The sequence below is a fragment of the Polynucleobacter sp. MWH-UH2A genome, from assembly GCF_018687195.1.
Lineage (GTDB): Bacteria > Pseudomonadota > Gammaproteobacteria > Burkholderiales > Burkholderiaceae > Polynucleobacter.
Map to the genome: position 1 here is coordinate 318953 of NZ_CP061321.1, position 25276 is coordinate 344228.

The window sequence follows — 25276 nt, forward strand, 5'->3', positions numbered from 1 at the left end:
ATATGAAAAAAATTCTAAATATAGCAATTTTAGGGTGCGGGAGAGTCGCAGGGCATCACATAAAAGCAATTGAAAATAACCCCCTTCTTAATCTCGCTGCAGTTTGCGATCTAAGAGAGGATCGATTGGGAGAGTTAAGTGTTTCTGATTCTATTCCCCGTTATACCAATTACCATTTAATGTATAGAAATCATCCAGAAATTGACGCGGTAGCCGTAATTACCCCTAGTGGAATGCATTTTGAGCATGCCTTAGATGCAGTTAAAAAATATAAAAAGAGTGTAGTTATTGAGAAGCCTGTAGTAATGACAATATCTGAAGGTTTAGCATTGGAGCAAGCCGCACAAAACGCTGGAGTTCAGATATTTCCAGTTCATCAATATCGATTTAACAATTGTGTACAGAGGGTGCGTAGGGCTATTCAGAATGATGAGTTGGGGAAAATAGTTGTAGCAACTGTCCGAATGCGTTGGTGTCGACCGCAAAGTTATTACGATAGGGATCCTTGGAGGGGGACTTACGCACTAGATGGGGGGTGTTGTACAAACCAAGGCATACATCACTTAGATATGTTGCGATATCTTGTAGGGGAGGTTGAAAGTGTAAATGCAGTGATGAATACATATTCTGCAGAAATTGAGGCCGAGGACGCAGTAGTCGCAACACTTAAATTCGAGGGAGGTGCTCTTGGTGTAGTCGAAATCACAACAGCAGCGCGTCCACATGACTATGAGTCATCTTTGTCAATTGTTGGTACAAAGGGCTTGGCTATGATTGGAGGTTGGGCCACCGACAAGTTAGTAACTTTTTCGCCAAATCCAGAAGATCAAATAAAGTTCAGCGATACATTTAATGATGCTTATGGGCTTGGCCATAACGATATTTATCAGGGCGTTTATGATGCATTAACGAAGTCAGGCGCCGCCGCTGTTGAATTTTTGGATGCTCAGAAAACAATACGCTTACTTCACTCATTTTATGAAAGTGATGAGCAAAAAAAATGGGTAAATGTAAATGAATGTAAAGGTTCAATTCGATTAGGAAAGGCAGATGAAAGATTGTCTAGCTTATATCGAACTTATGACGCATAAAATTTTTTCAACTAAGGGAGTGTACATGTTCGATAGCAAAAATATAAAATACAAAACTAAAGCTATCGAAAATTTTTACTCAAGTCATAGAATTAAATGGGATCAATTCTACCCTTCTGAAAAAGCCATATTCGAATCTCTAGCGATAAATTCCGATACTCGCATTTTAGATTTGGGATGTGGCTGCGGGGGTCTAGGCTTAGCATTAGCAGAACGTTTTTGCTCTGAGAGCTACACTGGGGTAGATATATCCCAGGCTGCCATAGCATCAGCAAAGCAGATGAATCCAAATGCAACTTTTATCTCCGGCGATATTTTGGAATTAAGCGATAAGGAATTGCCTAATAGTGCGTTTGATATTGTGGTCTCTTTGAGTTGCGTAGATTGGAACATTGAATTTGAAAAAATGCTTAGTTTAGCTTGGTCATATGTCAGGCCTGGGGGCAGTCTAATAGCTACATTTCGTTTAACTAACGATTTTGAAACTGAGCCCAAGAATTCAATAACAAAATCATACCAGTATATTAATTTTGACGGTAAGATGGACGGCGAAATTGCTCCATATGTTGTGTTAAATGCGAATAATTTGTTCTCTCGACTATTGAGTTTTTCTCCAAAATCAGTGACAGCCCATGGTTATTGGGGTAAGCCAAGCAAAAGTGCAGTAACTCCGTATAAAAAAATTTGTTTCTCAGCTTTTTCAATTCAAAAAAAATTACAGAATGAGTTGCATTTTGACCCAAATCAATTTAAATTTACCTAAAGAAATTGTAGGAAAATGAGCATATAGTGGTCGCACTTAAAGTTATCGATGATGGATTTTCCGCTGAAAGAAGCGATGACGAGAGTTTAGTTGTTTTTTGGTGTAGAAATTCCCAAGACCAAAATTTAAGTGAAAGGGTTATTTGTCTTCCTAATCTCATTGAAGATAAGGCAGATACTTTGAGGGCACGTTTTTTATCCCTTATCTACTCAATAGGAAATCGTGAAGTTGCTGGGATTAAACTAACAAAATACTTGGAGATTAGAGATAAATTTAGCTTTTGGTGGATGACTAGACTGTTTGAGAAGTGCAACTGGGATGCGTCACAACATTTATTTGATGTCATAAAACTAATGGCCCTTGAAGAATGGGCTAGAGATGCTCATTATGATCAGATTATTGTATATAGCCACAATATAAATTTAATCGAAACATTAAAAATATGGGCAAAAAAGGAAAAAAAATCATTCAAACTAATTAGTAAATCAAAAAATGCACAAATCAAAAAAATAAAAAATTCTCTACTTAGTCCATTTATTCTTGTATACGGTACCCTATGGTTGGCGCATTACTATTTACGTAGGGCTTCTTTAAAGGGAGTTGGAGTAAGTGATGTCGCTTCTTCGGGCGCACTCATAACATTCATCTCATATTTATTTAATTGGCCGGATCAAGGTCAAGATAAATTTGGAAGTCAATTTTGGGGTTCGCTACCAAAGCTTCTTTCTAAAGAAAAAATAAAGACCAATTGGATTCATCTGTACGTCAAAGATAAAAAAATTCCAACTGCAAAAAAAGCTGCCAAAATTATTAATGATGAAAATATGCAATCTGGTGGTTTAGCAAATCATGCAGCTTTAGATTCTTTTTTCAGTATCAAGTTATTTGTAAGGATTTTAAGGGATTGGATTGGGTTAATAAAGAAGTACAGGAGGCTTAAAAAATTCCGTTTTTATGATGAGCATTCATCAATTGATTTCACTCCATTTTTCGAGGTTGAGTGGCGAGATAGCATTATTGGTAGGTCAAGTTTAACCAATTTAATGAGCTTTAATTTATTAGAGGAATTAGTAACCAAGCTACCAAATCAAAAAATTGGGATTTATCTTCAGGAAAATTGCCCTTGGGAGCTGGCTTTAAATTATTTGTGGAGACGGGCTGGTCATGGCAAATTAATTGGTGCTCCTCACAGCACAATTTTATTTTGGGACCTACGCTACTTTCATGATCCGAGACTTCTAAAAATAGAGGGTAGGCAAGAAATTCCAATGCCTGACTGTATTGCTGTTAATGGGTTGGCTGCGCAGCAGATGTTAATAAAAGGTGGCTACCCCCAAGAGAGGATGGTAATGGTTGAGGCATTAAGATATTTATATCTTAATGATCAGGGTGGTCGCCGGTTGGGTGTGGCAAACGATGTGATGAAGATTCTTGTTCTGTGCGATTATACGATGTCAAGAACGGTTAATCAGCTTTCCTTGCTATTTAAGGCACTCAATCGCCTTAAATTTAGTGTGGAAATTATCATTAAACCCCATCCTAATTGCCCAGTTGATATGGGGAATAGCATGCCTAAAAATTGTCAAATAAAAAATGATCCAGTTTCAGAGCTATTGAAAAAATGCAATATCGCGTATACCACGGATGCAACTTCTGCATCGGTTGAGGCGTACCTCTTTGGGATTCCTGTAATCTCTGCAATCAACCCTTCTGGCTTCAATTTAAGTCCACTACGAGGTTATTCCAACGTAGTTTTTATTAGTGATGAGGTTGAGTTAAGCCAGGCAATTTTAAGCAAGAATAATATAATTAATTCTGAAAAGCACATTGCAGAAGTTAATTATTTTAATTTGGAGAGCGATTTGCCAAGATGGAGGAGTATATTGAATAAATAGTGTGGTTTTAATAGGGGGGGGTATGAAGTGAGTTTTAATAATGCATTTTTTAATAAAAGAGTTTTAATAACCGGACATACTGGTTTTAAGGGATCTTGGCTTCTAATTTGGCTCAAATTATTGGGGGCTAAGGTTGCAGGTTTATCATTAGAACCACCAACTAATCCATCGCATTATGAGGCTGCAAATTTACACGAAAATATTACTGATTTGCGTGTAGATATTAGAGATAGGTCAGAAGTTCGAAGGGCTATACTAGAGCTTCAGCCTGATTTTATATTTCATTTGGCTGCTCAGGCCCTTGTTAGACGCTCTTATGATGATCCACTTGAAACATGGGAGACTAACCTCATGGGGACGCTAAATATCTTGGAGGGATTGAGAGCGCTTGATAAGCCATGTTGTGCAGTGCTAATAACGAGCGATAAGTGTTATGACAATGTGGAATGGGTATGGGGCTATAGAGAGACTGACCCAATAGGTGGTCCAGATCCATATAGCGCATCAAAAGGCGCGGCAGAACTGGTTATTCGATCGCATATTCATTCATTCTTCCCAAAAACTACTTCAAAGGTTAGGATTGCTTCTGCTCGAGCTGGAAATGTTATTGGGGGTGGAGATTGGGGGGCTAATCGAATTATCCCCGATTGCGTGCGTGCTTGGGCCAAAAGTCAGGCGGTTGAACTAAGGAGCCCTAACTCAACAAGACCTTGGCAACATGTATTAGAGCCTCTAAGTGGATATTTAAATCTTGCTATTGAACTAAATAAAAATCCTGATTTACATGGAGAGCCATTTAATTTTGGACCATCAACATTAGAATCAAAAAGTGTTGAAGACCTTGTGAGGCAGATGGAAATTAATTGGAATTTGGTTAAGTGGAAGGATGTATCTAGGTCAGCAGAGGGGCCTTATGAGTCTGGTTTATTAAAGTTAAATTGTGATAAAGCGCTATTTCATCTCAAATGGCGCTCAGTGCTGACTTTTGAAGAGACTATTGAGTTAACTGCCAATTGGTATAAAACTTTTTACAGCGAAGCTGTACGAGTATATGAGTTAAGCGCCAATCAAATTAATACTTATGTCAGAAGCGCTAAGGAAAGAGGGGTAGCATGGGCTCAGTAGAGGAAATTATAGTGACTCCATTGGCGCGCATTCCAGTTGTAGGGGGCGATGTTTTACGTGCAATGAAAAGCGATGATATTGGGTATGTTAATTTTGGTGAGTCATATTTCTCAATTGTTCATCCTGGGGCGATCAAGGCATGGAAAAGACATTTGCTTATGACCTTAAATTTAGTTGTGCCAATAGGTTTAGTGAGATTTATATTCATTGATCAAAAAAATTCTAAGAGGGTGGAGGATATAGGCGTCGGTCGTTATAGTCGTATTACAGTTCCCCCTGGTATCTGGTTTGGTTTTAGGGGTATGTCAGAAGAAAATAGTTTGATACTTAATATTGCCGATATTAAGCATGATGAGACGGAAGTAGAGAGAAAAGATCTTGCTGAATATTCAATAGAATGGGGTGTAAAAAGATGAAGGTAGTGATTTTGGCCGGCGGACTTGGGACTCGATTGTCTGAGTATACGGATTTAATACCAAAACCGATGGTAACAGTAGGTGGGATGCCAATTATTTGGCACATTATGAAAACATATTCAAATTTTGGATTTAATGATTTTTGTATCGCCCTTGGATACAAGGCCGAGATCATTAAAGATTACTTTTTAAATTTTAAAAAGTTAAATTCGGATTTTAGTATTAATCTTGGAAGCGGAGAAGTTAAATTACTTCAAGAGGATCCTGTAGGTTGGAATGTAACATTAATCGATACTGGGGCTTCGACTATGACTGGCGGAAGGCTAAAGAGAATGAAAAAGTATATTGGTAATGAGACATTTATGGTCACCTATGGTGATGGTGTTGCAAATATCAATATTCAAGAGCTTGTTAATTTTCATAAATCACATGGAAAAATGGTAACAGTTACGGCAGTAAGGCCATCAGCAAGGTTCGGGGAATTAAATATTGACGAACTTGGAAATGTCAGAAGCTTTAAAGAAAAGCCACAGATGCATCAGGGGTGGATAAATGGCGGCTTTTTTGTTTGTGAACCTAGTTTGTTGGATTTAATTGAAGATGACAGCGTTATGTTAGAGCATGAGCCATTGGAGGTGGCGTCAAAAAAGGGGGAGTTAATAGCATTCAAACATTCAGGGTATTGGCAGTGCATGGATACAAAGCGTGATCAGGATTTACTAAACTCTCAATTTAATGGTGGAGATCCTCCATGGCATAGGTATTAAATTGACGAATAAGAGCCCTCTAGTTTCTATAGTATTAACTACATTCAACAGAAGAGTCTTGCTTCAGGAATCTCTCGAAGCAATATTAAATCAATCTTTTGGAGATTTTGAACTCCTAATTGTTGATAACTTTTCTTCAGATGGTACTCAAGAGTATGTTAAAAATTTAGATGATAAAAGGATTCGATATTTTAGAAATAACAATCACGGTTGTATTTCCATTAATAGAAATTTTGGTTTAAGCAAGACAAATGGAAAATATATTTGCTTTTGTGATGACGACGATATTTGGATTGACAATAAGTTAGAAAAACAAATTGAATTTTTCATGAAAAATCCTACGGTGGATTTCTGTTGTACAAATTCTCAATATTTTTCTGGTAAAGATAATTTACATTCACCAACATTTTCTGAGGGTTATTTATCAACAAATAACTTAATGTGGAGAAACAGTATCGCCACATCAAGCGTTATTGTTAAACGAGAAGTCTTTTCAAATTTAAATTATTTTGACGAAAGCGGAAAATATTATCCCTTCGATGACTATGAATTCTGGTTGAGAATTTCTATTGGTTATAAAATTTATCTAATGAAATCAGTGCTTATAAGGTATCGAGTCAGCGGCTTAAATTACAGTCCACAAAAATTTAGAGGGACGAAGCTTAAGCTTAAAATACTTATAAGTTTTTATGGAGCAGATGTAAATAAATTGTGGTTAACTTTTTGTGTTGGAGCAAGAATATTACAACTAACTTATCTTAGGTTTTTCAGGGTTGAAAGTGATTAGGGGCGCTATAAATTACTTGCTTATATTTTTGTTATTGGTAATTTTGGTTTACCCAAGCTCAACAATTTTATTTCCACCAGATTCAATTGATCCTAGATCATTTTTTGTTGTAGTGGCACTAATAATAATATTTGAGTCTTTGTGGAAAAAAGATAAATCGTTCGGCGGACTGCACCATCAACTATTAATAATACTAATTTTTTTAAGTGAGATTTTTTTAATAGTTAAATATTTAATCGATTTCCAAGAGCTGTATATTTTCAGGAATATTATTATTGGTTTTATTTTGTTAGCAATGGTTACAAGAGGGGAAAAATTCATTCAAAATAAGATTTTTCAACTCATATCATTTTTATCTGTTGTTGTATTATTTTCTAATGCAGTATTATTCATTTATCTCTCAAATTATGATATAAATTCAATTGAATTTTCTGTTATAAATTTGCGATATTTAAATCACCTAAATCCCGCAATTACTAGAACAGATTTTACTTACATAATTCCATGGTACTTAACTACAATTCCAGTTGGGTATCTTGAAGATTTTTTTCTTGGTTTGAGCTACCAAAGATATAGTAACATATTTTCGGAATGGACTTATTTGTGGTATTATGTCTGCCCCATTTTAATTATACGCTCTCAAAAAAAATCAATTATAAATTTATTATGCATAATTCAAATAGTAATTATTTTGATTTTAGGTTTATCTGTATGGGGTCTTGGGTCTCTCATATTGAGTTATGTGATAGCTTATATAGCTAAGTTAATTAATTCATATAAACTACTAATTCTTGTTTTTATTTTTTCCGCGCCCCTTTTTTTCTTTGAATTATTTGATGTGGACGCTATCAAAATTTTATTAGATGGAATTGGCAGCTATCGATTTGAGCAGGTAAATTACTATTTAGGGGGCTTTAACTTAAGTGAAATTACTTTATTCGGTAGTGTAACGCCCCCAGACTCTTTTGAGATTTTGTGGGGAGTGAACTATATTTTGTGGCAGTACGGAATGGGTGGTTTTGGGCTTCTTATTTTATTGCAGATTTATGCTACTTGCATTGCGATAAAGATTCTATGTCGACCTGATGTTTTTAGCAATCAAGATAGAAGCTTATCAACAACTTTAATTTTTCTTACTTTGATGGGATCGAAAACACCCATATTTTTTCCATTCCTCCAAATTCTTATTGCGTCAGTTTTGTCGAGAAAGCTATATTTAAAGAAATAAACATATGAAAAAAAAAGTTCTGGTCACTGGGTCTGATGGATTTATCGGGTCTCATTTAGTTGAGGCATTGGTAAGAAAGGGTTTTGATGTCCGCGCTTTTATTTTATATAACTCCTTTAACTCATGGGGTTGGCTCGATAATTGCGCGCCAGATGTAAATGGCAAGTTTGAGGTTTTTGCTGGCGATATAAGGGATCCTGCTGGCGTTAGATCAGCAATGCAGGGGTGCGATGCGGTGTTGCATTTGGCCGCATTAATTGCCATTCCTTACTCTTATTACTCGCCAGATACTTATGTGGAGACTAATATACGCGGGACATTAAATATATTGCAGGCTGCTCGGGATTTAGGTGTTAAGGTCATTCACACATCTACGAGTGAGGTTTACGGTACGGCAAAATTTGTACCAATTACAGAGAGTCACCCTTTGCAGGGTCAATCACCCTACTCTGCTACTAAGATTGGCGCAGATCAACTCGCACTTTCTTTTTATAGTTCATTTGATTTGCCTGTTACGGTAATCCGTCCTTTCAATACTTATGGTCCAAGGCAATCTGCCAGGGCTGTGATACCTACAATAATTGGGCAAATTGCTGCAGGGGGTTCCCAAATTAAGCTTGGTGCAAGTAGTCCTACCAGAGACTTTAACTATGTAATGGATACTGTAAATGGATTTATCGCCGCTTTAAATTCTAGCAACGGAATAGGAGAGGTTATAAATTTGGGAAGTAACTATGAGATATCCATCGTTGATACGGTAAAACTAATCGCACAGGTTATGAATCGTGAAGTAAGCATCATTAGTGACGAGCAGAGATTAAGGCCTGATAAAAGCGAGGTTGAGAGACTTTGGGCATCAAATAAAAAGGCTCACGACCTTTTGGGTTGGAGTCCAGAATATGGGGGGCTGGAAGGTTTCTCGCGTGGGCTGGCCAAAACGATACAGTGGTTCTCGGTACCAGAGAATCTCGCAAAATATAAAGTTGATATCTACAATGTCTAAACGTGCAATTATTTTGGCTGGTGGAAAGGGTACTCGCCTTAGGCCATATACCGTTGTCCTCCCCAAGCCTTTAATGCCAATTGGGCAGTACCCTATATTAGAGGTAATCATTCGGCAGTTATCTAGAGCTGGATTTGATCACGTAACTCTTGCTGTTAATCATCAAGCTGAAATTATTAAGGCTTTTTTTCAGGATGGCCAAAAATGGGGAATTAAGATCGATTACTCGCTTGAGGAAAATCCTCTTGGTACCATGGGCCCGCTAAAGTTAATAAAGGAATTGCCTAAAAATTTTCTAGTAATGAATGGCGATATTCTAACCAATTTAGACTTTTCAGCTTTTTTTGATCGGCATGTAGTCTCGGGGAAAATATTTACCATTTCTTCAATGTTGAGGAAGCATAAAATTGACTATGGTGTTCTAGAGACAAATCCCAATCAAATGTTAATTGGAATGAAAGAGAAGCCAGAGGTTGAGTATCAGGTAAGCATGGGGATTTATATGTTAAGCAATAAAATACTTGACCATATTCCAGAAAATACTCCATTTGGTTTTGACTCGTTGATGTTGCGTCTGCTTGAGATTGATGAGTCCGTTGCAGTAACCCCTTTTACAGGCTACTGGTTGGATATTGGGCGCCCTGATGACTATGAGAAAGCAATTGACGAGTTTGAACGCGTAGGCGAAAAATTTATTAATGGTTGACTTTGTTATTAGCGGTGCCAGTGGATTTATAGGGCGGTCACTTTCCGAGCGTTTAAAACAATCCCACGGCAGTGTATTTGAAATGACAGCTTCTGCTGGGGATGTAAGCGATGCAAGTACTTGGCTCAAATTGCCAGCTGGAAGGGTGTTAATTCACCTTGCTGGTAAAAGTTATGTGCCCGATAGCTGGTCTAATCAAGCTGATTTTTTAAGAGCGAACGTCATTGGTACGCAAAATGCTATAGATTATTGTATTAAACATAAGATGAAAATGGTTTATATCAGCGCCTATTTGTATGGGATGCCCGAATATTTTCCAATACCAGAAAATCATCCAGTTAAACCAAATAATCCATACGCTTCCTCTAAGCATATGGCGGAACAGCTTTGTGAATTTGCCTATAAATACAATAACCTATCGGTTGCAATTTTAAGATTATTTAATGTTTATGGCCCAGGTCAAAGGTCTAGTTTTTTGATTCCCAGCATATTTGAGCAGATTGCAAGTGGTGGCCACATAACTGTCAATGATTTAGAGCCTAGGAGAGATTACGTTTATATTGATGATGTAATAGAGGCCATCATATTAGCCGCTCAAAATATGCCAAGCTTTACAACATTAAATATTGGGTCTGGATACTCCACTTCAGTTCGCGAGGTCGTAGAGCTTATTCAGAGGGTGTGTGGAACAAATCTACCCGTAATTGCACGCGCATTAGTGCGTGATCAGGAAATTTCTAATGTGGTTGCTGATGTTGTATTGGCTGAAAAATTAATTGGTTGGAGACCGCGAACATCATTAAATGAAGGGCTGAGAAAAATATTTGCGTTAAATGGCCAAAACAAGTAGATGATATGAAAACGATTGTGCATATAACCGAGTCTTTGGGTGGTGGCGTCTGTAGTTTGCTATCGAGCATATGCAAATTACAGTCTCTCTCTTACAGGGTTATCCTAGTTCACTCTATTCGCAGCTCCTCTCCTTCGAGCAATGAAATGAGTAGACTATTTCCTGCGCCAATTGAACTAATACCTTTAAAAATGGTAACTAACATTTCATTTAGAGAAGATATCCTAAGTTCAATGAACATATTTTTTGTGCTAAAAAAAATTAACCCAGACATAATTCACTTGCATTCATCAAAAGCTGGAGCGCTAGGCAGGGTTGCAGCTCGAATGGCTGGAATGGGTGATAAGGTTTATTATTCACCTCATGGCCTATCTTTTTTGAGGTTGGATATTTCTCGTGGTAAGAGGTTTTTGTACAAATCCTTAGAGTGGTTTGCGTCAAAAATTAGTGGTGTAATAATTGCTAGCTCCAGATCTGAAGAGCTAATTTTACAACACGAATTAAATTTAAGAAACTTAAAATGCATTCCCAACGGAGTTGATTTTTCAGCAATTAAAAAATCCAAGGGTGTTGGAAAAAATCAAATAAGAATTATTACTACGGGAAGAATTACTTACGCAAAAGCGCCCTGGAAGTTTAAGGAAATTGCATTAAGTATTAAAAATGAAAGAGCGTGTTTTTTTTGGGCAGGAGATGGAGAACTGCGTAATAGCGTGTTTAGGGATGATGAGCTAATTCCGAACTTGCGCATTGGAGGGTGGGTTGAGGATGGCTCTTTGGTTTTGCGAGAGCTGGAAAAATCCGATATTTTTCTCTTGACATCCCTGTGGGAGGGGATGCCAATTTCTTTATTGGAGGCGCAGGCAGCGGGACTTCCTGCGGTTGTTTCCAATACCGTCGGGTCCCGTGATGTTGTGCTCAATGGGGTGACTGGTTATGTATGTGATTCAGTTCAAGAAATGATTGAAAAAATTAACATTCTTATAAATGATGAGGCGCTGAGGATCAAGATGGGTATGGCTGCTTCCAGACGAGCCCTTGAGCTTTATTCAATCAACAGAATGCATTCCGAATTGCTTGAGGTTTACGGGATCTAAAACTATTTATGAATATAACTGAACCTGCTGAAGCCTTCCCCTATAAGCCGCCAACCTCTGACATATTAAAGAAATATCCCCATGTATTCGAGTTAAAAGAGCCGTTACCACCCCGTTTTTTCAAAGTTATGTTCGATAAATTAATTGCCATTTTGCTCTTGCTGGTTGCAGCTCCCATCTTGCTCTTACTGAAATTTGCTTTCTTGATCGAGGGTTTGCTTATTCCTGAGAATAGTGGCCCGATGTTTTTTTATTACAACGGAGTTAGCGCTGGAAAGACCATTCCTAAGTATAAGATACGTCTAATTAAAACTAAATATATAGAGCCTGAAGGGGCTAAGCGCCATGATTGGATTGCCTATTCTGCGGAGTGGACTCCGGATAGTCGCACTCATGTGGGCCAATTTGTTAAAAAGTTTTATCTTGATGAGTTGCCACAGTTTTGGAGCGTTCTCAAGGGTGATATGAGTATCGTTGGCCCACGTCCGTTGTCTGTTTTGCATTATGAAAGAGATCGCGCTCAGGGTAATGTCACTAGATTTCTGTTACGCGGTGGTCTTTTGGGGTTGGGTCACATTAATAAGGGCACCTCTGAAATGGGTAATCCAGTTTACGAGTATGAGTATGTGGATCAGTACTTAAGACGCTCATCCTTTGGCTTATTGTGTCTTGATCTCTGGATTATTTGGAAGGGTATATTGGTGATCGCAAAAGGTGGCGGTCACTAGACTTTTGTTAAAGCTAGCAACTGTCCTATAGCCGTTGAATGTTGTCTTTGTATAGTCGTTTGGTAACGCATCAGACGATCAAGTTGATCCAAGTTTGGAGATGTAGCCAGCTCTTCAATAGTAGTGAGTTTTAAAAAGTCCCCAATCTTCTGGGTAAGAATAAAAATTCTTGAAATACCCATTGCATACCATTCGGCAGCCCGCTTAATTTCATCTAAACTGGTGTTTCTAAATTGCGTCTCAAAATCCTCGGGCAGTTTTGTGCTGTCTCGATAGGTTTCATAAATAAAAGTAATTTTTATTGGATCAGGTCTATCGGGGTAATGGTCGGGAAGATTTTTGCTGGTTTGTGGAATTTTTTGTGCAATAAAATCTCTTAAAGTAAGTTGACTTTCCATGGCCTCTTCAAATAAATAACGACAAAATTTTGGTGTTTTAAGTAAAAAATCTTCATATGATTTTGGTCTATCGGAGTTGATAAGTTCGTTTAGCTCAAGATCAACTGTAATTGCATTTTTTGAGACCAAGCTTCTCATTTCTCCAAAACCCATGACTGCGTTCATGGCGGCAGATTTAGTTTCATCATCCATATTTAGGGATTTGGAGGCAGCCTCATAAATATTTGAGAGCAATCTGCTTCTCCAAAATTGGGCATCTATCGTATTTTGAATTCTTTCTAGTTGTATGTTGAGCCTTGATATTCGTTCTAGTTGCATTTGAATCAGAGGATTTGGATTTGGGTAATGCGTTTTGAGCTCTTCTAGTATTGTGAAATAGCGATCATGCTCAGCATCATCGAGAAATTTTGCTGAAGTTGCGCCATGGGTCAGTGCATTTTTTGATGAGACACTCTTTCCAGCTTCCGAAGTGGGCCCAGCTGATTTTTTCTTTTGAGCCATCTTGTTGCTCACGATATTTTTTCTGATGCGGGTAGCCATAACATTTTCGAGATTTTATGTTTGTGAGGGATGCATTTGCTCGACATATCGCATTACTGTATCGGTTTTTGACCATCTTCCTCTATTCATGATATTTGGTAAGCTCACTCCTTCACGCATTAAATCTTGAGCTGCGCCCACACGCATTGAGTGTCCGCTAATATTTTTTATAGCGTTGCAGTCTAAATTTGCTTGTTTCGCTATTCTTTTATAAATACGCGCGATTTGACCAGCTCCGAGTTTTTCTGAAATGTGATTTGCCCTATTGATACCTCTAAAAATTGGACCTGAAATAATTCCAGCAATTTCTACCCATTCTTTGAGAGCCTCACTGGCTGATCCTGATAAATACAACCATCTTCCCTGACAATTTTGATCTGTTTTACTTTTGCGCAATTTGATTGAGAATTTTCCATTTAGGCCATCTTCGGCTAGATTAACTTTAATGTCTTCCGCCAATAGCTCAACAATTTCACTTCTTCTACAAAGAGTGTCATAAGCTACAAGTAATAATGCTTTATCACGAATGCCACGAAGAGTGCTATCGGTAGATTGAAGCATTTTATTTAAGGTATCTTTGTTGATTCCCGCAACTTGTTTAGAGGACCTACCTAGTTTACGATGCATTCTGCGCATTGCAAGTTGAACATCACAATCTTTAGTGGGATCCTCAAGCCGATTGAGTTTATGGATGGTCGAAATCGAAACCAGGATTCGTCGAATATAGGCGGAGGTAAATTTGCCATTACTTAGATGATCAATGTAGTTGCTTACAGTGGATGGGTGAGTTGGTAGCGATGCCAATTGGTGTTCTTGGCAATAAGCAGTAAAAGCATTGAAGTCAGCCTTAAAGGCCCGAATAGTTGCAGGCGCGTAAGCGCCTTCAATTCTTTGAAGGGTTTGTCTTAGAATGTCAACTGGAGTGTGTTTATTCATATAAATTAATAGATTTATTTAATAAAATAAATAAATTGTTATATAAAACAAATTGTATCATATGATAACTGGAGCCCAAGTACGCGCCGCAAAAGCTTTGATTGGCTGGTCTGGTAATAACCTAGCTGAGAAGGCAGGGGTCGGGCTGTCTACAATCCGCCGTATTGAGGGGTGTGATGGGGTTCTCGAGGCTGCCAGCATAAAAACTCTGCAAGCCATTCAAAAAGCCTTGGAGCTTGGTGGGGTGGAGTTTCTTGGTGCTCCAGAAGACGGCCCGGGAGTTCGTCTAAAAACTCAAAAGTAGTTATTTGCGAAACGAACTATCTAATTCTTAAGTTGTTCGGATTGAGTGGGGTGCATTAGGTGCGCTAATGCCATCTATCGTTCTTTAATCGGATATCAACTTGCAGGCATTCTGACTGCCGCATCAGAAAATGCTTACCTCAATCTTGGTAGTTTTCAATTAGCCTTGAGCTATCACTATTTCATTCTCAACTAACTCTGGGAGAGGTTCATGTTATCAATTGAATACGTTCACAAACGAGCTAAAGTATTTCGGATTGAACTAAGCTTAGCTGTAGTAGCTTGCTTGGTCGTGATCTTTTTTATATGGCAAATCTTGCGTGTGCTGATGGTCATCAAATAAGATTCAAGCTCATCAACTTGAATTTTTTTCTTGACTTAACAGTTTCTAAAGATTCAACCACTTGGGGGTTTTAAAGTTGACAATACTTTTGTAAAGCCAAATATAACTCACGGTAAAGATGACTAAAAATCCAAGCAAGATTGCTGTAGATCTCCAGAATAAGATTGCCGGAATTACTGCGAGAGTACTGAGTACCCAAAGATAGGGGGAGGTTTTGGCATTGGCATTGAACCATTCCATTTCATTATTAATCTGTGTTGGATTAAGAACTCTTCTAAAAATCAGAGAATGAAAATGGATGCCGTCAGGGTGTCCTGGGCTCTTGCCTTGGTGAAACTTTCTGCGATAGATCGTAAAGAGTGTTTCCAAAATGGGATAAGCATTGATCATGACGGCAAACCAAGGCGAGATCTCAGGGTGCCGGCTCACTATGAGGACGGTAATGGCAGCCACCCAAAAGCCAATGAGGTAAGCGCCCCCATCGCCCAAGAAGATTAAGCCTCTAGGGTAGTTCCAGATAAAAAATCCCAAGATCGCACTTATCATCGTAAAGCTTAAGAAGGTGATCAAAGAATCATTCATCTGTATGCCCATATAACCAAGACCCACTAAGGTAATCATGCCAACCATACTGGATAAACCATTAAAGCCATCAATGATGTTGTACGCATTAGCAAGTCCAGTAATGGCAAAGACCGTAAAGAGAATTGAAATGACTGGCATTGCTATGAGATGGTCAATGCCCATAACATCTAAGCGATTAATGTTGGCATCCAGTAGCAGTATTAAAATCAGAGCGCCAATGGCTGTAAAAGCCAGACGCATTCGAACACTGACTTTTTTGCTGATATCTTCTGTGATACCAACAAAAAAAACTGGAATAGCTGATACCAATAGTAGCCATTCTTGGTTTGACGCGAATGTGTCTGATGCATGAAAAAGAATTCCAACCGTAAGTGCAAGGGCAATACCGATACCGCCTACTCTAGGTACGATCTGTGAATGGAATTTTTGTGGTCCACTTAAATCTAAATCGCCGCTTAAGCTTTCATGAAGCTTTTGAGTGCGAATAATCAGCACGGTCACGATAAATGATGTAAAGAAGGCGAGAATCAAACTGGACATTCGACAATTATAGAATTTATTAAGATCAAAAAATGCATAAAAATCACTTTTTGATGAATTAATTCTCAATCAAGTCCTATAAGGTCATTAGGTCTCTAAGCCTTTATAAGCTCATATGAGGGCATGTTGCCGCTAATAGTTCAGGGCTCTAGAGTATGAGTGTCTCTTTCGTTCTTATCGAGGCGTACCTTCTTCATTGAGGTTCACTAGGGCACTAGACTCAAGAACAGATACTCAAAGAAGATAATGAGGTGTACTACTCCTTGCAGTAGGGTGGTTCTGCCAATCGCTAGTGTCAAACCTCCAATGAAGAAGGTTAAGTACATTAGAGTCATATTGAGGCTACTGATACCTAAACTCAGGGGAAGCTGAAAGTAAATTGCTATTGCAGCAATCGTCGGAATAGAAAGCCCGATACTCGCTAACGCTGATCCTAGTGCTAAGTTCAAACTACTTTGTAGGCGATTGGCTTTAGCTGCTCTGACTGCCGCATAACCTTCAGGTAAAAGCACCAGCATCGCAATTGCTATGCCCACAATGGTTTTGGGTGCGCCAGCCGCTTTGACTCCCGCCTCAATTGCAGGACTGAGTAATTCAGCAAGACCAACTACTACCACTAAGGAAATAATGAGTAAGACTACGCTGACGGCCGTCTTGAGGTTGCTGGGTTTCTCAGCGTGAATATTATTATCTTTCTTTTGATTGGCAGCCTTAGGTAAGTAGTAGTCACGATGCGTAACTGTCTGAAAAAACAGAAAGGCAGCATAGAGTACAAAAGAGGCAATACCCGCAAAGGCTAACTGGCTCTTAGTAAAGTCTGGACCCGGCGTGCTCGTAGTCACAATCGGCATAACCAAAATAAAGGTGGCTAATGCTGTCAGTACTGCCAAAGCGGAGTTCATGCCTTCATTACGAAAATTCATTTCATGATGATGTAGGCCACCCACGAATATGCAGAGGCCAATGACCCCATTGAGCACAATCATGACAGTGGCGAAGACTGCATCACGTGCAATAAATTGCGAGCCATCATGACCAGAGAGCATCATCGAAATGATCAGCGAAACTTCAATAATCGTGACGCTAATCGCTAGTACTAAAGCGCCATAAGGTTCGCCTGTTTTATGGGCAATCACCTCTGCATGGTGAACGGCAGAGAGCACACCTCCGATTAATGCAATTGCCATAATAGCAATAAACCAAGTTTGACTTGCTAAATAGTGGAGGGTATCGATCATAGATGTGTGCGTTATCTATTGGCTAAAGATTATTGAGACACTTTAATTGCTATTAAATCAATGTTTATCAAGATTTAATCCAGATTATGCAATGATTGCATGACCGAACTACAATTTATCCCATGAAAGCAATTATCCTCTTTGGCCACGGTGCGCGTGATATTCGTTGGCGAGACCCTTTTGATCGTTTGCTCAGCCTGTGGCAATCTCAGAATCCAGACGTGATGGCTGAATTAGCCTTTTTAGAAATGATGCAACCTTCTCTTGAGGATGCTGTAACTAACTTAGCAAGTAAAGGCGCTAACAAGATTACGGTTATTCCTGTCTTTTTTGGACAAGGTGGTCATTTGCGCAATGATTTCCCCTTGCTGCTCGAAGATTGCCAGAAAAAATTTCCAGCTATTACTTTAAGCGCTACGCCTGCCGTTGGTGAGGACTTGGGCGTCCTTCAATCCATCATTGATTTCGGGGCTCGAGCAATCTGATTCATTTCTTAAGGCTTCACCAATCATAATTAGCGCTGGTGAGCGGTTATCAAACCATTGATCTACTTTGCCATTCGCTAACTCGCCTAAAGTACTACTCCATAAGCGTTCACGCGCAGTACTAACTGCTTCTAAGATATGTATTGGCGTTGTTGCAGTTTGATTTGGGCTGTGTTCAATAAGTTGTTGTGCAATTTTCTTCGCATCTTTACGTCCCATGTAGTACACCAAGCTATCTGCACAGGGATTTTGTAAGGGCTGGATCTTATTTTTTTCTGCTACTACGTTTGCATTGTCAATTGCTGCGCTTGCTTGTGCCAATGTTACGAAGGCAACACTTCTCGAGATGCCTCTGAGTGTCAGTGATTGCTGCAGGCTCGCTGCACCTGCGAGAGCGGCGGTGATGCCAGGCACTACTTCAACTTCAATACCGGCGTCTCTTAATGCTTGAATCTCTTCATCGGCTCTACCGAATAGCATAGGATCGCCACCTTTGAGACGGACAACTACTTGATATTTCTGTGCCGCATCAATCAGGCGCTTATTAATAAAAGCTTGAGCTGAGGATAGCTTGCCACAGCGCTTACCTACTGCTACTTTCTCTGCTTGTGGGCAAAGATTAAGCGTTTCTGGCTCGACTAGGGCATCATGCAACACAATGTCTGCTTTGGCTAAAAGCTTTGCGCCGCGCACGGTAATAAGATCAGCAGCACCAGGGCCGGCGCCTACTAAATATACTTTTCCGAGATTTCTTTGCGGCTGATTCATATTGCTTTATTTGTGTTCGTATTGATCTTGATGACTATGTCTGTGCTTTTATCAATATCGATATCAATGGGCTTGCAGTGAGGCTCTCTTACCTCGCCAACTATTTTGTGTTGTTACTGAAAACAAATCAAACTGCTTGAGAGCGACATCTAAGTTTTGATCGGGACGTAATGCAAAACTATCAAAACCAACACGAGCACCTTGCAAGAGCTGATCAATCAACACATCACCAATTGCTCGGATTTCACCTTCCCACTGTAGGCGATCTCGCAAGAGCACTGCCGTGCTAAAGCTTCTGCCATCTCTAAAAATAGGAAAGTGAGCTGCCACTAGAGGCCAAACTTTTTTACCTTCTTCAATGATGTCAGCATGTTTCAGAATGTCATCATCAGCTGCAAACCAGACAGCAATCTGACCATTTTTTGCCTTTGCTTGAATATCCGCTTCATGATGGTGTTCAATCCACCAGCTAAATGGCACTAGTATTTTACGAAGGCTGGAGTGACCTAGTTCAACATCCGGTAGGCCACCTTCATCTTGACTGCTGGCCCAAATTAACCACTCATTAGCTGCTAAGTAAGGATTTCCATCCTTTGGGAAATGCAAAATTTGATCATGTGTATCAATATTGTTTGCAATAGTACTTGTATTGTTGCTCATGATGCATCTCCTGCGGCCGCTTTACTTTCAGGCAGTTCTTTTTTCTTCGCCTTCTCGTTTTTATCTTTGTAAGCCGCTTCTTTAAAAGGCGTTACGCCTAATCGTTGGTAAGTCTGAATAAAAGATTCACCCTCGTTGCGTTGTGCAACATAAGTATTGATGATGTTGCTCATCACATCAGGGATTTCATCGGCATAGAAAGAGGGGCCAATGACTTTGCCAATGGCAGCAGCATTGCCTTGCTCACCACCCAGAGTAACTTGATACCATTCTTCACCATCCTTATCGACTCCCAAAACGCCTATATTGCCCACATGATGGTGGCCACAAGAGTTAATGCAACCCGAGATATTGAGGCTAATATCGCCTAGATCAAATAAGTAATCTAAATCATCAAAGCGCTCCTGAATGGCTTTGGCGATTGGTAATGATTTGGCATTGGCTAGTGAGCAGAAGTCGCCGCCTGGGCAGGCAATGATGTCGGTCAGTAGACCCACATTAGGCAATGCTACTTTTTGTTTTTTAGCTTCTTGCCAGAGTTCAAATAACTTTGATTGCTTCACATCAGCCAATACTAAGTTTTGCTCATGGGTAGCACGCAATTCACCAAAGCTATATTGATCTGCCAAATCTGCGATAGCTAACATTTGTGCAGTAGTGGCATCACCAGGTGCAACTGTGCCATGGGGCTTGAGTGAGAGGATAACGCTGGCATAGCCAGGAATTTGATGTGGCTTGACATTGCGCTCTAACCATCTTGCAAAAGACTGTTGAGTTGATTTATCGGATTCGTTTGCTAGATTTAGTACTTGCTCATTTGTCAGAGCTGGAAGACTCTTGTAAGCAGGTTTAGTGAAATGCTTTGCAACGCGATCCCACTCCGCTTGCGTGAAATTGTCATCACCATCTTTAATGTGTAGCCACTCACCTTCAACTTGGCGAGCAAACTCTTCGGGGCTTAGAGCCTTTACCAAAATCTTGATACGAGCCTTGTAGAGGTTGTCTCGTCTACCAAAGCGGTTGTAGACACGCAGTAGCGCAGTCAGGTAGCTTGGCAAGAGATGCCATGGCAGATTCTGTTTGATGAGAGAACCTAAAATGGGGGTACGACCCATCCCGCCGCCGGCATAGATATCCGCTGTTAGTTCGCCATTGTTGATATCTTTGTTCTTCTTGAGTTCAATGCCGACATCATGGCAAAGCAAGATGGTGCGATCTTCTTTAGCACCATTGATCGCAAACTTAAACTTACGTGGCAAATGCGCAAACTCAGGATGTAATGTTGACCATTGACGGAGTAATTCACAAACGGGACGCGGGTCTACATATTCATCCGCAGCAACACCAGCAAATGCATCGCTCGTGATATTGCGAATACAGTTACCTGAAGTTTGAATAGCATGCATTTCAACTTTGGCTAATTCGGCCAAAATGTCTGGCGTGTCTTCTAGAGTGACCCAGTTGTACTGAATGTTTTGACGCGTAGTGAAGTGACCATAACCACGATCGTATTTCTCAGCGATAAGCGCCATCGTGCGCAATTGCTTGGAATTAAACAAGCCATAGGGAATGGCGACGCGCAACATATATGCATGGCGTTGGTGGTACAAGCCATTCTGTAAACGTAATGGGCGAAACTCTTCTTCAGCGAGAGTGCCATTTAGGCGTCTTGCAACTTGGTCTCGAAATTGTGCAACCCTCTGATTTACAAGGGTTTGATCAATATGGTCATATTTATACATAGTGCATGATTGTCGAGGATTTTCAATATTCCTTCAAATACTCAAAAATCTCTTTTATATAACTTATAGCTATATAGAGTTTGACCCGCTAGGTTCCTAATAGCCTGTCTCTATAAAGAATAGGTTATTGCTTAGTCTGCTTAGTCATCCCTCAATCATTGGTCAACTCTCTGTAAGATGAGGATAAGTTAGATAGCTTAGATAACTTAGACAAAGTGATCTGACTGTAAATATTAAAAACGGAGACAACATGATCAGATTGAAGGCAATTTGCTTAGCTTTGGCTTTTGCAGTGGGATTGGTGGGCACAACTGCTTCACTTGCTGCGGACAACTCAAAATCACCTCTGCCTGCTAGTAATAATCCAGGACAGGGTTTTAGCCAAGAAGGCTTAAAAAAGATCGATGCATTTTTCGCAGATCAAATTGCCAATAACCAATTGCCTGGTGCAGTGCTCGCAGTAGCCAAAAATGGAAAATTGACTATTTATAAGTCCTATGGCTATCTTGATAAAGCCAACAACAAGCCTATGACGACGGATGCGATATTTAATTTGGCGTCCATGACTAAAGTAATGGCATCGGTTGGGGCGCTCACCTTTTATGAGGAAGGCAAGTTGCCACTTAATGCGCCGATTGCAAATTGGTTGCCTCAATTTAAAGAGATGAAGGTAGGCAAGGTGGATGCTGATGGTAATCTCACCACTGTGCCGGCTAAAAACCCAATTACCATTCAAGATCTAATGCGTCACACCAACGGCTTAACTTATGGCGGGCGTGGCGCTACTCCAGTACATAAAATGTTCCCACCCAGCTCTGTTGGTGCAGCCGCTCAATACAACTCTGCAGAATTTATCGATAAGTTAGCAAGTACGCCATTGCTCTATGAGCCAGGCACGGTTTGGGACTATGGTTTTGGTATTGATGTATTAGGCATTATTGAAGAAAAGATCGCTGGCAAACCTCTAGGTGGCGTGTTGCAAGACCGTGTTTGGAGCAAAGTGGGTATGCCGAATACAAGCTTTCAGGTTAGCGAAAATGATCGTACGCGATTGGCACAGCCTCTCCCAATTGATCCTCTGACGGGTAAACCACAAAGAGTAGAGATATACGATCAAAAAGTGAAATTTGATTGCGGTGGTTCATGCACATACTCAACCGCAGGCGACTATATCCGTTTTGGACAAATGCTTTTGAATGGTGGAAGTATTGAGGGCAAGCGAGTGCTCGGCCCACAGACTGTTGCTTTCATGACATCAAATCATCTAAACAAAGACATTAAAAAATAATGTGGGCGGCACTGAGCCTGGACGTGTGGGTTATGGCTTTGGTCTTGGGGTTGCCGTGAGAACAGAGCGTGGCTTGTCAGCAATCAATGGCAATGTAGGTGATTTCACATGGAATGGCGCTAACGGCACTATTTTCTGGGTGGACCCTAAAGAGCAAATGGTCGTCGTGATGATGGCGGCTGCACCTGGGGAGATTCGTAAGGTGCATCGCGAACAAGTGAATGCTTTGATTTATGGTGCACTTGAGAAGTAAAGCTTCATTAAGCTAGCGTGATGAAAAAAGCCCCGAGTATTTTCGGGCCTTTTTATATTCTAAATTTACCTACACATTTACAGGCCATATTCTCGGTAATGCCGATAGAGATTAGCGATCGAGGCAAACCCAAGAACTACGATGAGTACTGCGAACAAGTATTCAATAGTGAAATAGTGAAAAACATTGAGCTCAACGAGAGCTACCGCCGCTACAAATACCCCAATAGAACCAAAAGCGACTAACTTGAAATTGGGTACAAAGGCGCCTAAGGTGATGGCGATAAATACGAGGTAGAGCTCGGATACTAATTGATCTGCATTCAGGAAAATTGCATTGCTAAGTTCTGGATTTGTCAATTTACCCAAGATGGCAATCAATAATATGATCGCCAAAATTGCGAAATTGAGTTTCGCTTTTACGAAGATAGTCTTGAGTTGATCGTTCATATAGGTAGATGGCACCCAGTCTGATTAAGCACCATTACTACTAAAGACTAGACTCATGCCGAACCACAGTAAGACAAAGGCAACCAATATAGTTAGGCCAATCTTTTTCAGAAAATGGTCAAGGCTATTCATATAGACCTCATCATTGCGGCCAAACCAGGTATCAAAACGTTTCCACACTAAACGACCAATAACCAATGGAAGCAACATGGCAACAATGCCAAGGATGACGGTGATAGTGGTATTCATAAAAAGCTTTCTATTGCTGATCTATATTAATTCTAGGTATTCAGTACTGGAAAGTCATACAGGATACAGGGGTTATCTACTAGGATAGCTTTTCTTAGGATGGGATCGGTAACCCAGTCGCCAAAGAGGTCGCAAAGATCAGCATCGTGAGGCATTTGCTTCTTTACCATCACGTGAGGCCAGTCACTACCCCAAATCAGCTGCTTGGGATTAGCCTCAATCACAGCATCATTTAAAGGTCGCATATCGGTATAGGGTAGATTGCCATCACAAATACGATAAGGCCCCGTCATCTTTACCCAAGCCCGTACATTTTTTAGCAGTGTCAATAGACCCTGAAAACCCTTGTCATTCACACCATGTTTTGCATGACTGTAACCAAAATGCCCAAATACTAGATCTACTGGAAAGTTCTCAAACGTCTTTGCGAGGTTGGGATACTCATTGGCATGCATAAGTAACTCCAAATGCCATCCAAATGGCTGAATTTTCTTCGCTAGTGCTTTCAGGTTTTCAATAGGCAGTCCTGCTGATGGATCGGCAACATCCACAACGTTGCAACGAATGCCGCGTACTCCAGCTTGATGAAGACTCTCTAATTGTTGATCTGTCGTGTCATTCGGGTTGTTAGAAATCACTGCCACACCCCGAAATTGATTTGGGTATTGGTTGAGTGCCGCCAGCATTGCGCGATTATCAGTCCCATAGACACTGGGTTGAACTAGCACTGCGCGATCTACATGCAAAGTCTTTAGTAGAGCCTGGTAGGCATCTAGAGTTGCATCAGGCGGCGTATAGATGCGTTCTCGCGCATATGGAAACTGTTCTGCTGGGCCACAGACATGCGCATGGCAATCAACAGCCCCAGGCGGAAGCACAATCTTGGGGGATCGTATTTCCGGATTGGGGGCTTGGCATAGAGGAGCCGAAGAATGACCAGTCAATTTATTGCGGCTCAATATTCGCGTCTTTGGCAATCTTTTGATACTTGCTCATTTCATCGCGCACAAACTTACTAAATTCCGTAGGACTCATGGGCGTAGCTTTGATGCCTTTGGAATCATAAGCATTTTTGACTTCAGGATCTTGCATTGATTGATTGATGTCGGCATTGATCTTTTTCACGATAGCGGCGGGTGTGCCTGCAGGCGCCCAAACACCAAACCAAAGCCCAATCTCAAAATTCGGATAGCCTTGCTCAGCAATGCTTGGGATATCAGGTACAGCGGCATTACGGGTTTTGCTGGTGACGCCCAAGGCTCGAACTTTGCCGCCCTTGAGTTGGCCAATCACGGTATCCAGTGGCGCCATATAAAAAGCGGTGCGTCCAGACATCGTATCCTGAATGGCTTCTGGGGAGCCTTTGTAAGGAACGTGAACTAACTTAATGCCCATCATTTGATTAAAGTATTCAGCTGCTAAGTGAGTGGAGCTGCCGACACCAGCTGAGGCAAAAGTAATCTCACCTGGTTTGGATTTAGCAGCAATAACCAAATCTCGAATCGATTGATATGGACCATCAGCAGCAGTCACCATCACATAAGGCGTTTGTCCAAGGATGACTACATCAATCAAACTCTTCAGAGGGTCGTAAGGTAACTTTTTATAAATTGCGGGATTCGCTGCATAGGATGCAGACTGTACTAATAAGGTATAGCCATCTGGCTCTGAGTTCACTACGACGCCTGTGCCGATGAGTCCGCCTGCACCTGGGCGATTTTCAATAATGACTGACTGCTTCCAAGTTTCAGTCAGGCTCTTTGCAACTACCCGACCTGCAATATCAGCCCCGGATCCTGTTGTTAGGGGCACAATCATTTTGACTGTGCGGTTAGGGTAATTTTGAGCGTTCGCAAGAGTTGCTAAAAAACATAGGCTGAAGAATGCCCCCAGAATTACAAAACATTTGCCTGTTTTCAATGTCTGATTCATAAAGTCTCCCTTTTCGTTAATGCATTGAACTAATGCACTAGATATTGTTGTTTTTATTGGTTCTGCAATATTTCACTAGATAATCTAACATGGCTTTTTCAATAGATAAAT

The 25276-nt window shown here is 40.3% G+C and carries 28 protein-coding genes; 17 read left to right on the forward strand and 11 right to left on the reverse strand.

Going from position 1 to position 25276, the window contains the following annotated elements:
* Positions 1 to 2 precede the first annotated feature (2 nt).
* From IC571_RS01720 to IC571_RS01780, 13 genes are read left to right on the forward strand one after another with little or no spacing between them, the layout of a single operon-like run.
* Positions 3 to 1091: a Gfo/Idh/MocA family protein gene (locus tag IC571_RS01720; protein WP_215317123.1), complete on the forward strand. Its 1089-nt coding sequence runs from the start codon at positions 3 to 5 to the stop codon at positions 1089 to 1091.
* A 25-nt stretch (positions 1092 to 1116) separates the two neighbouring features.
* Positions 1117 to 1854 (forward strand): bifunctional 2-polyprenyl-6-hydroxyphenol methylase/3-demethylubiquinol 3-O-methyltransferase UbiG, encoded by a 738-nt coding sequence (locus IC571_RS01725; protein ID WP_215317125.1) that lies wholly within the window; start codon positions 1117 to 1119, stop codon positions 1852 to 1854.
* A 26-nt stretch (positions 1855 to 1880) separates the two neighbouring features.
* On the forward strand, positions 1881 to 3749 hold the full coding sequence (locus tag IC571_RS01730) for a TIGR04326 family surface carbohydrate biosynthesis protein (RefSeq protein ID WP_215317126.1): 1869 nt from the start codon (positions 1881 to 1883) through the stop codon (positions 3747 to 3749).
* A gap of 27 nt (positions 3750 to 3776) precedes the next feature.
* A complete protein-coding gene (rfbG, locus tag IC571_RS01735; protein WP_215317127.1) occupies positions 3777 to 4874 on the forward strand; it encodes a CDP-glucose 4,6-dehydratase in 1098 nt (365 codons plus the stop codon).
* On the forward strand, positions 4862 to 5290 hold the full coding sequence (locus IC571_RS01740) for a dTDP-4-dehydrorhamnose 3,5-epimerase (protein WP_215317128.1): 429 nt from the start codon (positions 4862 to 4864) through the stop codon (positions 5288 to 5290). The genes rfbG and IC571_RS01740 overlap by 13 nt, the downstream gene beginning before the upstream one ends.
* Positions 5287 to 6057, forward strand: a complete 771-nt coding sequence (gene rfbF, locus IC571_RS01745; RefSeq protein ID WP_215317129.1) for a glucose-1-phosphate cytidylyltransferase — start codon at positions 5287 to 5289, stop codon at positions 6055 to 6057. Before IC571_RS01740 ends, rfbF begins: the two co-directional genes overlap by 4 nt.
* Positions 6058 to 6115: 58 nt before the next feature.
* The gene (locus IC571_RS01750) at positions 6116 to 6844 is read left to right on the forward strand and encodes a glycosyltransferase (RefSeq protein ID WP_215317130.1); all 729 of its coding nucleotides are present in this window, start codon (positions 6116 to 6118) and stop codon (positions 6842 to 6844) included.
* 16 nt (positions 6845 to 6860) lie between these two features.
* A complete protein-coding gene (locus tag IC571_RS01755; RefSeq protein WP_215317131.1) occupies positions 6861 to 8072 on the forward strand; it encodes a hypothetical protein in 1212 nt (403 codons plus the stop codon).
* Between the two features lie 4 nt (positions 8073 to 8076).
* Complete coding sequence (locus IC571_RS01760) at positions 8077 to 9075, forward strand: NAD-dependent 4,6-dehydratase LegB (protein ID WP_215317132.1); 999 nt, start codon at positions 8077 to 8079, stop codon at positions 9073 to 9075.
* Entirely contained in the window at positions 9068 to 9781 is a 714-nt protein-coding gene (locus IC571_RS01765; protein WP_251373536.1) for a sugar phosphate nucleotidyltransferase, read from the forward strand. Before IC571_RS01760 ends, IC571_RS01765 begins: the two co-directional genes overlap by 8 nt.
* Positions 9774 to 10631 carry an NAD(P)-dependent oxidoreductase gene (locus IC571_RS01770; protein WP_215317134.1) on the forward strand — a complete coding sequence of 286 codons (858 nt, stop codon included), beginning with the start codon at positions 9774 to 9776 and terminating at the stop codon, positions 10629 to 10631. Before IC571_RS01765 ends, IC571_RS01770 begins: the two co-directional genes overlap by 8 nt.
* Before the next feature lie 5 nt (positions 10632 to 10636).
* On the forward strand, positions 10637 to 11728 hold the full coding sequence (locus IC571_RS01775; protein WP_215317136.1) for a glycosyltransferase: 1092 nt from the start codon (positions 10637 to 10639) through the stop codon (positions 11726 to 11728).
* 8 nt (positions 11729 to 11736) lie between these two features.
* Positions 11737 to 12456 carry a sugar transferase gene (locus IC571_RS01780; protein WP_215317137.1) on the forward strand — a complete coding sequence of 240 codons (720 nt, stop codon included), beginning with the start codon at positions 11737 to 11739 and terminating at the stop codon, positions 12454 to 12456.
* Here IC571_RS01780 and IC571_RS01785 read toward each other — a convergent pair.
* On the reverse strand, positions 12453 to 13394 hold the full coding sequence (locus IC571_RS01785) for a hypothetical protein (RefSeq protein WP_215317138.1): 942 nt from the start codon (positions 13392 to 13394) through the stop codon (positions 12453 to 12455). The genes IC571_RS01780 and IC571_RS01785 overlap by 4 nt on opposite strands.
* Positions 13395 to 13409: 15 nt before the next feature.
* Entirely contained in the window at positions 13410 to 14330 is a 921-nt protein-coding gene (locus IC571_RS01790) for a tyrosine-type recombinase/integrase (protein ID WP_215317139.1), read from the reverse strand.
* A 61-nt stretch (positions 14331 to 14391) separates the two neighbouring features.
* On the opposite strand from IC571_RS01790, the gene IC571_RS01795 reads away from it, so the two are divergent.
* A complete protein-coding gene (locus tag IC571_RS01795) occupies positions 14392 to 14634 on the forward strand; it encodes a helix-turn-helix domain-containing protein (RefSeq protein WP_215317140.1) in 243 nt (80 codons plus the stop codon).
* 387 nt (positions 14635 to 15021) lie between these two features.
* Here the strand turns inward: IC571_RS01795 and IC571_RS01800 are convergent, their stop codons facing one another.
* Entirely contained in the window at positions 15022 to 16101 is a 1080-nt protein-coding gene (locus IC571_RS01800; RefSeq protein ID WP_215317141.1) for a glycosyltransferase family 4 protein, read from the reverse strand.
* 206 nt (positions 16102 to 16307) lie between these two features.
* On the reverse strand, positions 16308 to 17339 hold the full coding sequence (locus IC571_RS01805; RefSeq protein WP_215317142.1) for a calcium:proton antiporter: 1032 nt from the start codon (positions 17337 to 17339) through the stop codon (positions 16308 to 16310).
* Positions 17340 to 17461: 122 nt separating this feature from the next.
* Between IC571_RS01805 and IC571_RS01810 the strand changes: the two genes are divergently transcribed.
* On the forward strand, positions 17462 to 17824 hold the full coding sequence (locus IC571_RS01810) for a sirohydrochlorin chelatase (protein WP_215317143.1): 363 nt from the start codon (positions 17462 to 17464) through the stop codon (positions 17822 to 17824).
* Here the strand turns inward: IC571_RS01810 and cobA are convergent.
* The 3 genes from cobA to IC571_RS01825 form a co-directional block, all read right to left on the reverse strand.
* A complete protein-coding gene (gene cobA, locus IC571_RS01815) occupies positions 17747 to 18592 on the reverse strand; it encodes a uroporphyrinogen-III C-methyltransferase (RefSeq protein ID WP_215317144.1) in 846 nt (281 codons plus the stop codon). The two genes, IC571_RS01810 and cobA, sit on opposite strands and share 78 nt — an antisense overlap.
* Positions 18593 to 18655: 63 nt before the next feature.
* Positions 18656 to 19252: a DUF934 domain-containing protein gene (locus IC571_RS01820; RefSeq protein WP_215317145.1), complete on the reverse strand. Its 597-nt coding sequence runs from the start codon at positions 19250 to 19252 to the stop codon at positions 18656 to 18658.
* Positions 19249 to 20994, reverse strand: coding sequence for a nitrite/sulfite reductase (locus IC571_RS01825; protein ID WP_215317146.1), 1746 nt, complete (start codon positions 20992 to 20994; stop codon positions 19249 to 19251). Before IC571_RS01825 ends, IC571_RS01820 begins: the two co-directional genes overlap by 4 nt.
* A gap of 250 nt (positions 20995 to 21244) precedes the next feature.
* Between IC571_RS01825 and IC571_RS01830 the strand changes: the two genes are divergently transcribed.
* Together IC571_RS01830 and IC571_RS01835 are read left to right on the forward strand one after the other, a co-directional pair.
* Positions 21245 to 22282, forward strand: coding sequence for a serine hydrolase (locus tag IC571_RS01830; RefSeq protein ID WP_215317147.1), 1038 nt, complete (start codon positions 21245 to 21247; stop codon positions 22280 to 22282).
* A 1-nt stretch (position 22283) separates the two neighbouring features.
* A complete protein-coding gene (locus IC571_RS01835; protein ID WP_215317148.1) occupies positions 22284 to 22535 on the forward strand; it encodes a serine hydrolase in 252 nt (83 codons plus the stop codon).
* Between the two features lie 77 nt (positions 22536 to 22612).
* Here the strand turns inward: IC571_RS01835 and IC571_RS01840 are convergent, their stop codons facing one another.
* From IC571_RS01840 to IC571_RS01855, 4 genes are read right to left on the reverse strand one after another with little or no spacing between them, the layout of a single operon-like run.
* The gene (locus tag IC571_RS01840) at positions 22613 to 22984 is read right to left on the reverse strand and encodes a hypothetical protein (RefSeq protein WP_215317149.1); all 372 of its coding nucleotides are present in this window, start codon (positions 22982 to 22984) and stop codon (positions 22613 to 22615) included.
* Positions 22985 to 23008: 24 nt separating this feature from the next.
* Positions 23009 to 23233: a hypothetical protein gene (locus IC571_RS01845; RefSeq protein ID WP_215317150.1), complete on the reverse strand. Its 225-nt coding sequence runs from the start codon at positions 23231 to 23233 to the stop codon at positions 23009 to 23011.
* A 32-nt stretch (positions 23234 to 23265) separates the two neighbouring features.
* Positions 23266 to 24192: an amidohydrolase gene (locus IC571_RS01850; protein ID WP_215317151.1), complete on the reverse strand. Its 927-nt coding sequence runs from the start codon at positions 24190 to 24192 to the stop codon at positions 23266 to 23268.
* Positions 24179 to 25165, reverse strand: coding sequence for a tripartite tricarboxylate transporter substrate binding protein (locus IC571_RS01855; RefSeq protein ID WP_215317152.1), 987 nt, complete (start codon positions 25163 to 25165; stop codon positions 24179 to 24181). Before IC571_RS01855 ends, IC571_RS01850 begins: the two co-directional genes overlap by 14 nt.
* Between the last annotated feature and the right edge of the window lie 111 nt (positions 25166 to 25276).